Source organism: Selenomonas ruminantium AC2024 (assembly GCF_000687995.1).
Lineage (GTDB): Bacteria > Bacillota > Negativicutes > Selenomonadales > Selenomonadaceae > Selenomonas_A > Selenomonas_A ruminantium_B.
Genome location: NZ_JIAC01000001.1, coordinates 2016849 through 2031107 on the forward strand (window position 1 = coordinate 2016849; position 14259 = coordinate 2031107).

Annotated in this window: 18 protein-coding genes; 5 read left to right on the plus strand and 13 right to left on the minus strand. The window is 47.9% G+C overall.

Annotated elements, in window-relative coordinates; all coding sequences use genetic code 11:
* Positions 1-2: 2 nt before the first annotated feature.
* The gene (locus P157_RS0109570; protein WP_026760804.1) at positions 3-533 is read right to left on the minus strand and encodes a phenolic acid decarboxylase; all 531 of its coding nucleotides are present in this window, start codon (positions 531-533) and stop codon (positions 3-5) included.
* 161 nt (positions 534-694) lie between these two features.
* Between P157_RS0109570 and P157_RS0109575 the strand changes: the two genes are divergently transcribed.
* The gene (locus tag P157_RS0109575) at positions 695-1246 is read left to right on the plus strand and encodes a PadR family transcriptional regulator (protein ID WP_026760805.1); all 552 of its coding nucleotides are present in this window, start codon (positions 695-697) and stop codon (positions 1244-1246) included.
* Between the two features lie 29 nt (positions 1247-1275).
* Here the strand turns inward: P157_RS0109575 and P157_RS0109580 are convergent, their stop codons facing one another.
* The 4 genes from P157_RS0109580 to P157_RS0109595 form a co-directional block, all read right to left on the minus strand.
* Complete coding sequence (locus P157_RS0109580) at positions 1276-1695, minus strand: cupin domain-containing protein (protein ID WP_026760806.1); 420 nt, start codon at positions 1693-1695, stop codon at positions 1276-1278.
* Positions 1696-1716: 21 nt separating this feature from the next.
* Positions 1717-2841, minus strand: coding sequence for a DUF362 domain-containing protein (locus tag P157_RS14325; RefSeq protein WP_037368288.1), 1125 nt, complete (start codon positions 2839-2841; stop codon positions 1717-1719).
* 67 nt (positions 2842-2908) lie between these two features.
* A complete protein-coding gene (locus tag P157_RS0109590; protein WP_026760807.1) occupies positions 2909-4033 on the minus strand; it encodes an MBL fold metallo-hydrolase in 1125 nt (374 codons plus the stop codon).
* A 307-nt stretch (positions 4034-4340) separates the two neighbouring features.
* The gene (locus P157_RS0109595; RefSeq protein ID WP_026760808.1) at positions 4341-4967 is read right to left on the minus strand and encodes a GNAT family N-acetyltransferase; all 627 of its coding nucleotides are present in this window, start codon (positions 4965-4967) and stop codon (positions 4341-4343) included.
* Positions 4968-5376: 409 nt separating this feature from the next.
* Between P157_RS0109595 and P157_RS14330 the strand changes: the two genes are divergently transcribed.
* Positions 5377-7179 carry an SEL1-like repeat protein gene (locus tag P157_RS14330; RefSeq protein ID WP_051598577.1) on the plus strand — a complete coding sequence of 601 codons (1803 nt, stop codon included), beginning with the start codon at positions 5377-5379 and terminating at the stop codon, positions 7177-7179.
* On the opposite strand, the gene P157_RS0109605 is transcribed toward P157_RS14330, so the two are convergent.
* The 3 genes from P157_RS0109605 to P157_RS15760 form a co-directional block, all read right to left on the minus strand.
* Positions 7169-7786: a flavodoxin family protein gene (locus P157_RS0109605; RefSeq protein WP_026760809.1), complete on the minus strand. Its 618-nt coding sequence runs from the start codon at positions 7784-7786 to the stop codon at positions 7169-7171. The genes P157_RS14330 and P157_RS0109605 overlap by 11 nt on opposite strands.
* A gap of 110 nt (positions 7787-7896) precedes the next feature.
* Positions 7897-8202, minus strand: a complete 306-nt coding sequence (locus tag P157_RS15755) for a DMT family transporter (protein ID WP_051598578.1) — start codon at positions 8200-8202, stop codon at positions 7897-7899.
* Positions 8203-8227: 25 nt separating this feature from the next.
* Positions 8228-8743 carry a DMT family transporter gene (locus P157_RS15760; RefSeq protein WP_051598579.1) on the minus strand — a complete coding sequence of 172 codons (516 nt, stop codon included), beginning with the start codon at positions 8741-8743 and terminating at the stop codon, positions 8228-8230.
* 360 nt (positions 8744-9103) lie between these two features.
* Between P157_RS15760 and P157_RS14340 the strand changes: the two genes are divergently transcribed.
* Positions 9104-9529, plus strand: coding sequence for a MarR family winged helix-turn-helix transcriptional regulator (locus P157_RS14340; protein WP_033170077.1), 426 nt, complete (start codon positions 9104-9106; stop codon positions 9527-9529).
* A 74-nt stretch (positions 9530-9603) separates the two neighbouring features.
* Positions 9604-10533, plus strand: coding sequence for an MBL fold metallo-hydrolase (locus P157_RS14345; protein WP_051598580.1), 930 nt, complete (start codon positions 9604-9606; stop codon positions 10531-10533).
* Positions 10534-10628: 95 nt separating this feature from the next.
* Here the strand turns inward: P157_RS14345 and P157_RS14350 are convergent, their stop codons facing one another.
* The 5 genes from P157_RS14350 to P157_RS14360 form a co-directional block, all read right to left on the minus strand.
* Positions 10629-11282 carry an esterase gene (locus tag P157_RS14350; protein WP_051598581.1) on the minus strand — a complete coding sequence of 218 codons (654 nt, stop codon included), beginning with the start codon at positions 11280-11282 and terminating at the stop codon, positions 10629-10631.
* Between the two features lie 11 nt (positions 11283-11293).
* Positions 11294-12037 (minus strand): class I SAM-dependent methyltransferase, encoded by a 744-nt coding sequence (locus P157_RS0109630; protein WP_026760810.1) that lies wholly within the window; start codon positions 12035-12037, stop codon positions 11294-11296.
* Positions 12037-12630 carry an alpha/beta hydrolase gene (locus P157_RS0109635; RefSeq protein ID WP_196243113.1) on the minus strand — a complete coding sequence of 198 codons (594 nt, stop codon included), beginning with the start codon at positions 12628-12630 and terminating at the stop codon, positions 12037-12039. Before P157_RS0109635 ends, P157_RS0109630 begins: the two co-directional genes overlap by 1 nt.
* Before the next feature lie 16 nt (positions 12631-12646).
* A complete protein-coding gene (locus P157_RS15140) occupies positions 12647-13120 on the minus strand; it encodes a GNAT family N-acetyltransferase (protein ID WP_026760812.1) in 474 nt (157 codons plus the stop codon).
* Positions 13121-13264: 144 nt separating this feature from the next.
* Positions 13265-13786: an SDR family oxidoreductase gene (locus tag P157_RS14360; RefSeq protein WP_230578471.1), complete on the minus strand. Its 522-nt coding sequence runs from the start codon at positions 13784-13786 to the stop codon at positions 13265-13267.
* Between P157_RS14360 and P157_RS14365 the strand changes: the two genes are divergently transcribed.
* A complete protein-coding gene (locus P157_RS14365) occupies positions 13785-14237 on the plus strand; it encodes a LysR substrate-binding domain-containing protein (RefSeq protein ID WP_080695427.1) in 453 nt (150 codons plus the stop codon). The two genes, P157_RS14360 and P157_RS14365, sit on opposite strands and share 2 nt — an antisense overlap.
* The last annotated feature ends 22 nt before the right edge of the window (positions 14238-14259 follow it).

Below are 14259 nucleotides of genomic sequence, written 5' to 3' on the forward strand. Positions count from 1 at the left end.
TATTATTTCTTTACACGCTTGTAGTCGGCATCAAAATACTTGCCGGCACGAATGTCATCCGTCATGCCTTTGTAAGGCGCTTCGGCGATAACTTCTTCGTTGTCCTGACCAGCCTTGCCCATGTAGGTAATCTTGGCAAACTCCGGTACCAGATATTTCGGATAGGTTTCGTACTTCTCACGGGATTCTTCCATCAGGTCAATGTGCTCATTCTGGAAGCATACCGTAATGGACGGATGATCCTGTACCCATTTCGGGAAGAAAATCGTACCATGCATAATGTTTTCATTCGGCATAAAGTCCAAAGCCACATCGGTGCCTGTCGGTTCCGTCCAGGTTACCTTGAATACGCCATCCGTAAGTTTGACGATATTGGCTTCCTGATCCTTCACCCAACGGCCGGCGACCATACCGCCGTGAATGCGGTAATCCACCGTATGATCATTCTTGGCATACCATTCATATTCCCAGCCATTATCGTAGGTATAAATAAAATGCGTACCCAAAAAGTCATCCAGTTCTTTAAATTCCATTGTTAAATTCCTCCTAGTTATTATGTATTTATTTACATAATGTTGATATATGTATCATAAACCAGATTATTTGACTTGTCAATATCATGTAATAAAATACATGATAATTTTTTTTATCTATGCTATACTGATTCCAGATATATACGAAGGGACGAATGACTATGGCACAAAAGAACATATTAAAATATATCATTCTAGGGCTGCTGAACCGTGAGGATCTAGCAGGCTACGACATCAAAAAGCTGTTTGAAGAAGAGCTCGGCGACTTCTGGTACTCCAACCACAGTCAGATTTACCCGGAGCTGCGACGTATGGAAGACGACGGCTTGATTTCCTCACACACGGAACTGGTGGGCAAAAAACTCGAAAAGAAATTCTACCAAATCACAAAAGACGGACAGAAACTTCTGTCCGCCTGGATGGATGAACCCTTAAATCCGCTGGTGCCTACCCGGGATGAATTCACGATGAAATTGTATCTGCTCGATTCGGCCGACCATCCACTGGTCACCCGGCTCTTTCAGGAAGAAATTGCCCGGCATGAGGAAAAATACCAATACCTGCAGACCCGCTGGCAGCTGCTGTTCGCGGATGAAAGCGAACAGCAGAAACATTTCGGCCACCGCTGCATCCTGGAGCAGGCCATCCTGCGGGAAAAACAGCGCCTGGATTGGCTGCATAGAGAACTAAAAAAGATAAAGAAAACCAACTGAATACATCCATTACCAAAGCTGCCAATTATTTATGGCAGCTTATTGTATTCATTCGCATCCACCGGTTCGCACCATTCATTCGAAGTCTTCTCGCCCGGCACTTCAATGGCGATATGCTGGAAGGCGGAATTCTTGGCCGCACCGTGCCAATGCTTGACATTAGCAGGGATATGCACGACATCACCAGCCTTTAATTCCCGCGCAGGCTTGCCCCATTCCTGATACCAGCCGCGTCCGGCGGTAACCAGAAGCATCTGTCCGCCGCCCTTGTCGGCATGATGGATATGCCAATGATTGCGGCACCCCGGTTCAAAGGTCACATTGCCGATAACCACCTGCTCCAGAGAAATCATATTGAGATAGCTCTTGCCGTCAAAATACTGGGCATAGTTGACATTTTCGCCGCCCACCGGGAACATACTGTTTTCCTGAATAGTTTTCAAATCCATATTATCGCTCCTTTGTGCTAATCAGTTGCCATCCGGCACCCAGGTACCTTTGACGCCCTTTACCGCTTCGGCAGCCGTGATGACTTTGTCGCCATTATCCACATCAATCAGCTGATAACGGTCATTGCCCATGCCCATTTCCTTCATATAGGTCAGTTGACGCATGCTGTGGCGTGACTCCATGCGCTCTACTAAATCATGTTTGCTCTCTTCGGACAGCGCATAAACGCAGTCAACACATGCCTGGTCAGCGGCCAGAATATCCAAGGAGGCCACAATGCCAATATCCGGCGTGACCACAGGCTTAGCCGAGGTTCCGGCGCAGTCACAGTCCACGCTCATATTGCGCATCACATTGATAAAGGCAATTCTATTTTTGAAATAGTTGACGGTAGCCTGCGTGGATTCAGTCATGCGCTCCATGAATTCCTCGTTATTTACGCCCCATTGAGAGCTGGAGTCCCCTGCATGAATCATCTTCTTGCCGATTTTGCCATCGGCACAGCCAATGCCCAGATTCTTGTTGGAGCCGCCAAAGCCGCCCATCGCATGGCCTTTGAAATGCGTAAGCGTCAATAGCGAATCATACTGCAGCATATTCTTGCCCACGGACATCTCCGTAAACCACTTACCATTGGGTACCGGCAGCATCGTTGTCCCTTCGGCATCTGTAATATCCACCGTGGTAAAATCCGTCCAGCCGTTGACCTGCAGGGTTTGACGATGCCTTTCCGTCGTGTCGCGGCCACCGCCATAATAGGTATTGGTTTCAATGATGTTGCCCTTCGGCAGACGCTTCTGCAGCAGTTCCTTGACCCAAGGACGAGGAATGATATTCGGACCATGCGGTTCGCCGGTATGCAGCTTGATGGCCACCTTGCCGCCCAAATCTTTTTTGACACGGTCATAAATTTTCAGCAGGCCTGCCGCTGACAGGTCACACGTAAAGTAAACCACGGACTCGGCCCCTTGCCGTTCACGATACGGAACGTAATGCTCGCCGCCAGTACCGGCAACTTTTTTCTTTGCCTCCGGCTTTTTTTCTGGGGTATCAGCCGCAAAAATCGCACAGCCCGGTAAAGCCGTCATAGCTACCGCCATGCCTGCCAGTTTCACGAAATTCCTGCGCGTTATGTTCTTCTTCATCACATCAACCGCCCTGCTAAAATCTGCTTTCACTTTACCACTTGAAGTTTACTCCAAGTCAAATTTTTTATTGCATACGCTCCCACCAGTTATCAAAACCTACTGCCTGCGTGCCGGCAATATAAGCTGCTTCGCCGATTTCCGGCGTCATCAGTTTATATCCCTTTCCCTGGCTGGCCTGCGAAAGTCTTTGATAAGGTTCCTGCCAGGGATGACGTGACAGGGCAAACTTGCCGCTATGAGCAGGCAGAAGCATTTTCGCCCCCACATCCACTGCCGCCTGCGCCGTTTCCTCCGGCAGCATATGGATGGCATGCCAGGCCATATTGTACTGGCCGTTTTCGCCCAGCATCAAGTCAAAACCGCCGAACTTCTGCCCAATGGCCTTGAAGTGTGCACCATATCCGCCATCTCCCGTATAGTATACCTTGCGCTGCGAAGTTACAAACGCAAAGCCACACCAAAGCGTGGGATTAGAAGTCAGAAACCGCCCCGAGAAATGCTGGGACGGCAGGATATGGATAGATAAATCATCTGTTAATTTGATTTCCGTATCCCAATCTTCCTCGTGCAAAAGTTCTTTTTCAAAGCCCCAGCCTTCAAAGTATTCTCCCACGCCTAACGGGCAGACAATACGTTTCACCTTCGGCTTCAGCGCCATAATCGTCGGATAGTCCAAATGGTCCCAATGGTCATGGGAAATCGCCAATACATCAATCTCCGGCACATCCTCGGCGGTATAGACGTTGCTGCCAGGAAATGCCTTGTTAATGAAAAAGATGGGCGATGCATAGGAACTGAACACGGGGTCAATTAAGATGCGATAGCCTCCAAGCTGCATAAAGAAACTGGAGTGCCCCAGCCAGACCACCACATCATCATGCGGATTCAGGCTGTGCAAATCCGTTTTCTTTGACAGCATTACCTGCTTGGGCGATAAATGGGACTTATCCCCAAAGAGGAATTTTGCCATCGCCACAAAACGATTTTCGCCATTCTCCTCATTCATGACCTGTACGGGAACAAGATTTTGGAACTTGCCATTTCTATAATGCGGTGAGGCTTCCATCCGTGCCAGACGTTCCCCCTGCGGCAGCCTGCCAAATTCCGGCCGCTGGGTAAAGAGCGCACCGCCGCCAGCTAATACTCCCAAGGTTCCCAAACCTCCCACGATAAAAGTTCTTCTATTCATTATGATCTCCTGCCAATGATTTCTCTATTGCTTCAATTTTAACACTTAGAGCACACTTCAAGTCAAGAATAAATCTTGATTACGCCATCTTGAAATCCACGCAAAACAGGGCTGCTGCACAAGTCCTTTCCCTGCGATAACCAGTATGCAAATCTTTCTTGCATATTGGTTATCGCGGTAAAAGGCTTTTGTGCAGCAGCCCCATTGTTTTATCTAGCTAATCCCTGTTCATCTGCGGCCGGTTAATGGGCCAGTCTCATTCAACGGACCGGTTTCATTCACTGGGCCTAGTTCTACTAGCATACGTTTAGAAAATTTGCCCTGGCAGCACCAATTTTTCTTTGAAAGGAAAATCCTTGTCAAATGCCTCAGCCTTTGCCTCATCTACAAAATAACCTTTTGGCGTGGTATATTCACCGGTAATGCCTGACAAATAACCCGGTACAAGTTCCTTGCACAAGAAAAAGGACGCATCCGCTCCTTCCGGCAGGCCATGATAGCGAATGCCAAAATTGCTGGCATAGTCAAAGCCGCTCTTGCCATAGAAACCGATGTTTCCTTCAAAACACAAGGCTCCACAGCCCAATTCAGCAGCTTTCTGCAAACTGAAATCCAGCAAAATCTTGCCATAGCCCTGCCTTTTCAGTTCCGGACATATGCAAATAGGGCCCATCGTCATAATTGGGATTTCCCTGCCATCATCAGCCTTGATAACGGCTCGCATGAAGATGTTCTGACCAATCAGCCGGCCATCCTTTTCCATGACAAAATCCAACTCCGGCACAAAGGCTGGGTCATTTCGCAGACAATGCAGAACATAGTGCTCCAAACAACCGGGACGGTAGACATTCCAAAAAGCTTCCCGGACCATGTTTTCTACTTCACGATGTTCCTCAATTTTTTCCAAACGAATACGATAGTCATTTTTGCTCATTGTTTTTCCTCCTGATGATTGATGACTGCAATACAGGGAGGTCGGTGTGAAATTGCTCCTAAGCCAACCTCCCGGTCAGCCTGCAATCTCCAAGGTGTTGTTTCTCAAACAGCAAGCTCCTTAACAATAAAAAACAATATTCAGTCGAGGAAAATACTTGACACTTCGTATTCTATTACGATTGCCAGCAGTTGTCAACTTACAGAATTCATCATGGACAAATACACAAAAGTAACGATTGTCTTTATGCCACAAATATGATATAGTATGCTCAATAGCATAAACGGCTGTGTAGGAGCCGTGTCGCTTCGGCGGCAGAAAATCGACGTGGAGAGCCTCAGTGGCTTTCTGCCCTTTTTAGGGAACGTCGATTTTTTTTATTGCTTAAAATGAGTATGGAGGTACGATTATGCGCAGATATCAAAAAATATTGGCTTTGACTTTGGTGGGGACAGGGGCATTTATGCTGCCGAGCACACTCCCCGTACAGGCAGCCACCGTACAAGCTGGTGAAGTGCAGGCAGGCGCTGCTATTCATGGCCTGCAAAAAGTTACAGCTGTAACGCGTGTCTATGGCAGCGGCGAACAGGTTGCCGAAGCGATTTTAGAATACCCGAAAGCACTTTTACCCTCAGCTGTAAAGCCCACGGACTTTGCTGTATCCGGCAAAGAGATTACCGCCGTAATGGTAAACGATAAACCGGAACTTACGAATAAGGCGCAAGCCGGGCGTTATGTCATCCTGCAGTTTGCTAAGCAGAACAATGTCTATGATGGTGATTTAAGCAAAAAGCCGGGGCGTCAGGCAAGACCTGCCGATGATAAAAACGGCCAGGGCACAGATGCGCCCCGCCAATCCAACCGCAAAATGCCGGATTTATCCCTGCAGGTACAACAGGTGCGCCCTCTTACTGCTATTGACGGCACCACCTTTGCCCCGCTGACTGTATCCGCGACAGCCGTAAATGAGCCAGACTTAGAACGGTTCCAGCAATACGAATACACCGATAAGGAAGTGGGCGCCACGATTCCTTATAATCTATATCTGCCCCAAAACTATGACCCAAAGAAAAAATATCCGCTGCTGTTTTTTGTGGCCGATGCCAGTGCCAACATCAACGCGATAAAAACACCGCTGTTCCAAGGCAACGGCGCCACCATTTGGGCCAGCGACAGCGAACAGGCCAAGCATGAATGCATTATCCTTGCTCTGCAGTATACCGCCGACTTAGTTGACAAAATCGGCATGATGACCACCGATGAAAATGTCTGGACACCGGGACTTACCCTCGTGACCAATTTACTCCATGATGTGATTGAGCGTTACAGCGTAGACAAAAACCGCATCTACGGCACCGGCCAGTCGCAGGGCGGCATGGCCAACATTGCCATCAGTGATAAATATCCGGATTTATTTGCCGCGCAATGGCTCGTAGCCTGCCAATGGAATGTGGAAGAAATGGCCGCCATGAAGGACAAAAAACTCTGGATAACCGTCTGTGAAGGCGATACCAAAGCCTTCCCCGGCATGAATGCCGCAACAGCCCTTTGGGAATCCCTGGGCAGCAAAGTTGCGCGGAATAAGACCTTTTGGGACAGTCATGCAAGTATTACAGAAATCAATGCAAACGTCAAAGACATGACCGCCGCCAACGCGCCTATTAATTACTCCGTCTTTGCTGGCGGCAACCACATGTATACCTGGTCATTTGCCTATGATATCGAAGCCATCCGCGACTGGCTGTTCCAGCAGCGCAAAGACGGCCAGCCACACAGCTTACTTGCCAAAGCCTTACAAGATGCCGGCCTCGCCGCCTACAACGCCGGTGATTATGAACAGGCACTCGCAAAATTTACGGCTGCCAATAACAAAGGACATATGAAAGCCCCTCGTTACATAGGCCTTTGCTATGAACACGGCTATGGCGTAACAGCTAATACCAAAGAAGCCGCCAAATGGTACGCCATTGCCGCCGAGCGGGGCGATATTACAGGCACGTATTATTTAGGACGTTTATACGAAACCGGCAACGGCGTTCCCCAGGATTATCACAAGGCTTTGACGTTATACCAAAAAGCTGCCCAGCGAGGTGATATCATTGCAGCACCTGACATGGCAGCTTTGGGGCATATGTATGAAAATGGCCTGGGTGTAGAAAAAAATCTGCAGAAGGCTCAGGAATGGTACACAAAAGCATCAATCAGCGAATAAAGTTAGTGGCTTGCCAAGATTCTTTCTCTGGCAGGCCAAATTTTTCCTTGCCCAACTGGATACTTTTCATCAGGAAGGTCATATTACGCGCCAATGTCCGCATGGTCTGCATGCCCTCAATATCCTGCGCCGCTTCTCCCGGCGCTCCGCCATGAACACTGTTCCAGTATTGACTAGCAGCAATGGGCATGCCCGATATGGTGAAGAACTTATTGAGCTCATCAAAAGTTGCCGACAAGCCACCACGCCGGGCCACCACTACACTTGCCCCCACTTTCATCGTCTTGTCAAAACCGGTACTGAAAAACAGGCGCGTCAGGTAAGCGACCAGGGTAGCATTTGCTGAAGCGTAATAAACCGGGCTGCCCACGACCAGACCATCACATTCGGCAAACAACGGTGCTGTTTCATTGACGATATCGTCAAACACACATTTTCCCTTCTGCGCGCAGGCCCGACAGCCTATGCAGCCGCGAATTGCCTTATTGCCCACATGAACCATTTCGACTTCTACACCGTTTTCCGCAAAGACTTTCTGCATTTCCTGCAAAGCCATTGCCGTATTGCCCTGCGGATGCGGTGAACCATTGACCATCATGACTTTCATCGTAAACTCTCCTCCCAATATAAATTTTCCTAAAATATTCTTAGTTTTATTTTACCAAAACTTTCCCTAAGGAAAAAGCTTTTCCTAAAAGCTATCTAACCAAAGAAACATTACCGCGAACGCCTTTGTGCATACTCTTTGCGGCTTCTTTGCAGTTTTTCCGCAGCAGTTGTATTGCCGCCCTTCATAGCCAGCACTACACCGACGGCAATAAGCGCAAAACCAGGCAAAAAATAGTCGGTCATGGCTTCACCGAGTAATAACCAGCCTAAGATTGTGCCAACGATCGGCTGAAAGAACATAAACAAGCCGCCAATGGATGCATCCATATACGTCAGCCCTTTGCTCCAAAGGACAAATCCTGCCGTGGTGGAAATCATCCCCACATAAAGTACCGAGCCCCATATCTGCGGCATTACCAAAGCTTCATAATTTGCTTCGTTAATTCACGAGTATGGACATCAACGCCCAGGTGATAGCTGCGACAAACAAATAGACACCGCCCAAAAAACTGCCGGTTTGCAGATTCTCCGGGTCAACGACGATTAGCAGCACACCCGCCGTTGCCAAAACTACAGACAACAAACGGCTGAAATTAAACCGCTCATGCAGAATCAGGCAGCCGAACACCACCATAAATGCCGGTGTAGCCGCCGTTATCACCGAACCCATCTGTGCTGAAGTCAGCATGGTTCCCGATTCCTGCGTGACAATAGAGAGCGTTTGACCGGTCAACGCAGAAATAAGCAGGAGCTTCCAGTCCTTGCGCTCAATTTTCCAGGAAGATTTTTGATACAACATGATAAGCACTAACGGGACCAGCGCCACACCGTACCGCAGCCAAACCAAAGCCACAGGCGTAATCACGCCTACGGTCAAACGGACAGCAATAAACATGGCTCCCCAAATACTGCCAGCCAGCGACAATAGCAACGAACCAATCAGTAAATTACGCAAAAATATTATCTCCTTAAATTTTCTTAGAATTGCGTGACTATTATATTGTAGATAATAGCGAACTGTCAACTCATTGACTTCCCGCCTGTTTGACAATTTTCCTGCAATATCAGGCAGGCTTGGATTTTGGATTGTCTGAAAATAGAAAAAAAGCGTTCCGGTAGCGAATAAAACTTAATTTCACATAGATACGTCTATATGAGGCGGTCTGCCTTATGACAATTGAAACGGGCATAACAATAGTGTGAATCAGCAGAGGAAAAATTCTATTAAGCGAAAAGCCATCCTAATCATAAAACACCTAAAATGACTGGTCAAAATATGCTATAATGATTTCAGTCATCTAATAAGGAGAATGTTATGCTACAAGAAACCACAGGCTATATCATTTGCCGTACAGCTCGCAAGATTCATCAGTTCATGACAAAAGTATTAGCCGATTATGACATCACCCCAGAACAATGGGTGGTGCTGCAAATTGTCAGCAAGGAGAAAAACCTTTCTCAACAAGAATTAGCTGCGCGCTTGGAAAAAGACAAAAACAGCACCAAAGCTTTGGTGGACAGACTGATAAAAAAAGAATTATTGACCCGTCAAAAAGATGACAGCGATAAACGGTTCTATAAGCTGCAAGCCACCCCCGCTGGTATCTTTCTCACCAAGGAACTGGCAAAACTTGACTATGACTTTATGCGGGAAACCGAATCCGGGCTTACAGACGAGGAATTAACCAGCTTTACAAAAACCCTCACTAGACTGGAAGAAAAAATCACGGCTAAGTTGTGATTTTTTTCTTGACAATAGTATGTCAACGTACTATTGTATTAGTATGTTAACATACTATTATCAGGAGGCATTTAATGATGAATTTCTATTCACCTATTTCCAGAAAAAACTTTCTCAAAGGCAGTCTGGCTCTAACCGCCGGCTTGTTATTGGGTGACCCACAGGCATTCGCTGCATCCACAGAATATCCCCATTCGCCGGAGGAAGCTACCGGTGAAACAGCCATGCACTATTTATTTGACCGCACGCCCATCGAACCCGCGCAAGTCTTTGACAACCTTTTCTACATTGGCTCCATCTCCGTAGCTCAATTTGTGGTGCGCACTAGTGAAGGTCTTATCATGATTGACTCCGGCTGGGATGAACAGGATGCAGACTATGCCGCCGCCAGCATGAAAAAGCTAGGCTTATCCCCTGCCGACACCCGCTATATTCTCCTTACCCACGGCCACAGCGACCACTATGGTGGTGCCCAGTTCTTCAAGGATAAATATGCGCCGCAGGCAAAAATCGGCATTAATATCATTGACAGCAACTGGTATTCGGTAATTCCCGCTCAAAATGCTTTTTCCGGCGTACGTCCCCATATTGACATCGAGCTGAATGACCGTCAGACCATAACCTTAGGCGACACAAATATTTTCCTCGTACTCACCCCCGGTCATACCCCGGGCTGCCTGTCCATGATTGTCCCAGTCACTGACCATGGCGAAAAACATCATGTGGCCATTTGGGGCGGCACCGGCACACCAGCCAATCTGGAAATGAATTACCTCTATCTAAGCGCAGTAAACTACTTCGCAAAATACACCGCTGATTTCCAGGTTGATGTAGAAATGAGCGCCCATGGCTGGGTAGACGATACCTTTCCCCGTCTGGAAAAACTCAAACACCGCCGCCCTGGCCAGCCCCATCCCTTTGTTATCGGTCAGAAAAAATACCGTAAGTATGAAGATGTCTTCCGGAAAATGGCACAGGAGGCCATAAAAAAATACCAACCGTAAACCACCCTTTCAAGCCAATAATTCCCCATCCTGCAAAGTTTCATGCAGAATGGGGAATTATTGTCATCTGCGGCTTTTTGATGATACACCTGCCATTAGATTCCACAGTCATTACACGTTAACACGGCTGAACTTAGAAGCCACGCAAAAGCTCTCGCTGTCCGAATCTCCGGCTCCTTAAAATGCCCGCCAGTATTCCATTCCAGCGTACAGTTAAGACCCTGCTCCTTAAGCCATGCGCAGCCATCCCGTATGCAATCCCCCACACTTGACATAACTGCATTTTTGGTCTTTTCTTCTTTATCGCCAAGGCTGAGGTATACGTTTGGGCATTTAATCGCCGTGCTCTTCATGTAGTCAACAAACCTCGGAAACCAGATAGATGGTGAAGCAGCAGCAATGCCCGCGAATTTATCGGTTTGGTAAGCAGCCCAAAGGGAAAACAGGGCCGCCAGCGAATATCCGCCCAGATAATAGATTTTGCTTTCGTCCTGACAAAGCTTTAGGATTTCGGTCAACAGTTCTCCTGCACCATCGCCAAAATCATCCTTTCCAAAAACCGCAGGTGCCGGCCACGGAGATAAATCACGGTTCCAGCTTTCCACCTTGACGGCCAACAAGCGAAATTCTTTGCCGGACAGCCTCTGAATTTCTGCCACTTCATCATCCATTCCTGCTATATCATGTTCATCCACAGTCTGAACGAGTGTAATAACCGCATTTGGATTACCATATTCATAAGTAACCATCAGCCAGCCTCCTAGAATTTCGTGGCAAAGATGCCGAACATTGGCGTTTCACCGTAGAGCAACCGCTCTTTATCGTCCCAAAGCTTTTCCGTCACATCAAATTCTGTATGCACATCGCCAAAGCCCATGTTACGCAACAGCTCTACATCCCAATAGGGACGTTTTGTTCCACTGAGGGGCAGCTGTAACGGATCAAAAGGCTCGGTTATATCCGCTGCTGAATCCAGAGCATCTCCATACTGCCGTAAGCATTCTTCCCGCCGGTCTTCTGCCCGTTTGGCCATAGCTTCATCAAAAAGAGGCATATTCCAGTTGGCATCAAAGAGCAGCAGGCGTCCTCCTGTCCGCAGCATCCGCTGGCATTCCTCATATACCTGCCACGGATTTGATAAAGTCCAGGTTACATTACGGCTCACAATGGCATCGAAGGAATCATCCGGAAACTCCGGATGATTGATGTCCTTTTGTTGTAACGTGATTTTGATGCCTGCGCTTTCAACCAACTGCCTTGCCTGAGCCAACATCCCCTCTGAACAATCCACGGCCGTTACTTCGTAGCCCATTTTGGCCAAGATAATGGAAAAAAATCCGGGGCCGCAGCCCAAATCGAGCACCTTGCGGGTATCCGCAGGCAATTTTTCCCGCAAATAGTTCTGCCATGCCTCCACACGAAAACTGGCCAGTTCTTTCCGTATGATGTCACCATAATTTTCTGCATCCTGCGACCAATATCGGGCCATGCTTTCTATATCCATTACTTCGCCCCCAAAATCCAATGATCAAGAAAAGCCATCTGTTCCTCCGTGTGGAACCAATGCTCACCATTTTCCATAACCGTCAGCCCTGCATGATGCTTTTCGGCAAAATTCTTCATCGTTGCCAGCGATGTCAGTTGGTCTTTTTCGCCATACAGAATCTGCGTTGGCACATTCCATTTAAGGGGATGATTTCTGACGTAGCTCAGATACTCCCACGATAAATCCTCGCCGAATTCAGTATGAATTACGCCTTGAGCTTCCAGTTCCGCCTCCGTTACATTTGCCCATCTCATCATATCCAGAATAAGACGCTCCATGTCCACAATAGGTGAAATGAAATATGCCTTCTGAATAAGCCCGTCTATTCCCGCATTCATGCTGAAAAAGGCACCAATGCTGTTGGCAATCAGGATAATCTCCTCACCCTTTTTCACCAGCTGCTCAACAGCAGTCCGAATTTCCCGGCCAGTATCCCCAGGCGAAAAGGTCTGATAATCCAGCCCGCTAACCTTATCCTGGGGAAAAAGCGGCTCATAATGTTTGCTTTCCTCAGCATTTCCGCCTTTGCCATGTATATACAAAACCTGCATGTTCAACCGCTCCCCCTTACCTTCTTACATAGCGCGGCCCTTCCTCGCCAACGATTCCATTGGGGACAAAGCCACATTTTGCCAGAACACGCTGCGAAGCTGCATTATCCGGCTCTGTTTCGGCCTCCACACGCAATACGCCAGCCTGCTTCAAAGCCCAGTTCACAGCAACTGCAACTGCTTCTGTGGCATATCCCTGCCCTTGGAATTCATCATTTATGCCGTATCCAATTTCTACGGAGCCATCTTCATTAAGTCCCTTGAATGACAAATCTCCAACCTGCACGCCATCGTGGCGTGTCACCATCCATATAGCGTACCACTCTCCCTGCTCAGGATGGGCCAGATAACCATCCAGCATTTCTTGATAAGCTTTTTGGAGCTCATCGTCGGTCTGTCTATCGATAATCTCCTCCATTTCCGCTTGTGATGTTACATATAACCTTAGCCGTTCTGTTTCTAATACAGTCCGTTTAACGTATGTTCTCATATTAAAGCTCCAGTAAATCATCCATCCGACAACACATCACTTGGCTCTTGACATAATAAAAGATCTTCTATGACTTGTTCATATTTTATCATAGAAGACCTTTTGATTCGATAGGATATTGTAGTGACCCCATAAAGTTAGACCTTACCGGTAGTAGCAATTATTTATGGCTGCAACGGCCCATAGTAATAAGAAGCTGTTGCCCCTCCATCTACCAAAAATGTGGAAACCCGTGATAAACTGCGCCCGTTCGCTCATCAAAAGCTCTGCCACATCAGCCACTTCATCAGCAGTACCTGGGCGGCCTGCTGGGCATTTGGCAAACATATTCTTGTAAAAATCACCACGCGGGCCATTGAATTCATCTATAGCCAAAGGCGTAACGATAATTCCAGGCGCAATATCATTTATCCTCGCACCACGTTCGCCCCAGCGGACAGCTTCATACATCGTGCGCTTTTCATTACAGCGTTTAGCCAGTTGATAGGCATGCAAAGTATCCTTTATCTTTTCCGGCTGCAAAAAATCCACCTTTAGCAGGTCTTCTGTCGGCGTCATCGCCAGTGCCCTGTCCTGCTCCAGCGTGAGTGCCGACAGGCGATGACCGGACTGGCAGCACGGACAGGAATCCTTCCTGCAAGGCGAACAGGACGTGACCTTTGCCATGGAATACACGATGAAGCGCGTACCGGATGTGACCTGTCACCACCTGTTTGACAGTCACATCTACCTGATTACCGAGAAAAATGACGCCCTGACAAAAAAGCCGCTGGTTACGCCCAGCGACTTAAAAGGTCGTACACTTATGGTAGGCGGCGGCTCACCGCCCATGCTGCGTGCCCTGCAGCAACGCATAATCAGCGAAATTCATGTGGATTATTTCAACAGTCCCGACCACGACAACACCCTGACCAACGTGGCTGCCCACAAAGGGGTCTGTCTGGCACCAGGTTTCTTAAATGACCATAACGGCGAATTTGCCTGGCTCGACTTTGACAGCGATGTCGTCATTCCCTGTGGTGTTTACACGCATAAAAACGACAAGCGCCAATCCCTGCACGCCTTTATTGAACTTTTGCAGCACTTCTACCGTGACCAGCCGGATTTCAAGGTCTGACAACATAATATGCTCTATCCTG

Excerpts from the sequence above, each read along its gene's own strand:
- P157_RS0109570 (WP_026760804.1), bottom strand. The coding sequence starts at position 533 with ATGGAATTTAAAGAACTGGATGACTTTTTGGGTACGCATTTTATTTAT.
- P157_RS0109575 (WP_026760805.1), top strand. The coding sequence starts at position 695 with ATGGCACAAAAGAACATATTAAAATATATCATTCTAGGGCTGCTGAAC.
- P157_RS0109580 (WP_026760806.1), bottom strand. The coding sequence starts at position 1,695 with ATGGATTTGAAAACTATTCAGGAAAACAGTATGTTCCCGGTGGGCGGC.
- P157_RS14325 (WP_037368288.1), bottom strand. The coding sequence starts at position 2,841 with ATGAAGAAGAACATAACGCGCAGGAATTTCGTGAAACTGGCAGGCATG.
- P157_RS0109590 (WP_026760807.1), bottom strand. The coding sequence starts at position 4,033 with ATGAATAGAAGAACTTTTATCGTGGGAGGTTTGGGAACCTTGGGAGTA.
- P157_RS0109595 (WP_026760808.1), bottom strand. The coding sequence starts at position 4,967 with ATGAGCAAAAATGACTATCGTATTCGTTTGGAAAAAATTGAGGAACAT.
- P157_RS14330 (WP_051598577.1), top strand. The coding sequence starts at position 5,377 with ATGCGCAGATATCAAAAAATATTGGCTTTGACTTTGGTGGGGACAGGG.
- P157_RS0109605 (WP_026760809.1), bottom strand. The coding sequence starts at position 7,786 with ATGAAAGTCATGATGGTCAATGGTTCACCGCATCCGCAGGGCAATACG.
- P157_RS15755 (WP_051598578.1), bottom strand. The coding sequence starts at position 8,202 with ATGCCGCAGATATGGGGCTCGGTACTTTATGTGGGGATGATTTCCACC.
- P157_RS14340 (WP_033170077.1), top strand. The coding sequence starts at position 9,104 with ATGCTACAAGAAACCACAGGCTATATCATTTGCCGTACAGCTCGCAAG.
- P157_RS14345 (WP_051598580.1), top strand. The coding sequence starts at position 9,604 with ATGATGAATTTCTATTCACCTATTTCCAGAAAAAACTTTCTCAAAGGC.
- P157_RS14350 (WP_051598581.1), bottom strand. The coding sequence starts at position 11,282 with ATGGTTACTTATGAATATGGTAATCCAAATGCGGTTATTACACTCGTT.
- P157_RS0109630 (WP_026760810.1), bottom strand. The coding sequence starts at position 12,037 with ATGGATATAGAAAGCATGGCCCGATATTGGTCGCAGGATGCAGAAAAT.
- P157_RS0109635 (WP_196243113.1), bottom strand. The coding sequence starts at position 12,630 with ATGCAGGTTTTGTATATACATGGCAAAGGCGGAAATGCTGAGGAAAGC.
- P157_RS15140 (WP_026760812.1), bottom strand. The coding sequence starts at position 13,120 with ATGAGAACATACGTTAAACGGACTGTATTAGAAACAGAACGGCTAAGG.
- P157_RS14365 (WP_080695427.1), top strand. The coding sequence starts at position 13,785 with ATGGAATACACGATGAAGCGCGTACCGGATGTGACCTGTCACCACCTG.
- P157_RS14360 (WP_230578471.1), bottom strand. The coding sequence starts at position 13,786 with ATGGCAAAGGTCACGTCCTGTTCGCCTTGCAGGAAGGATTCCTGTCCG.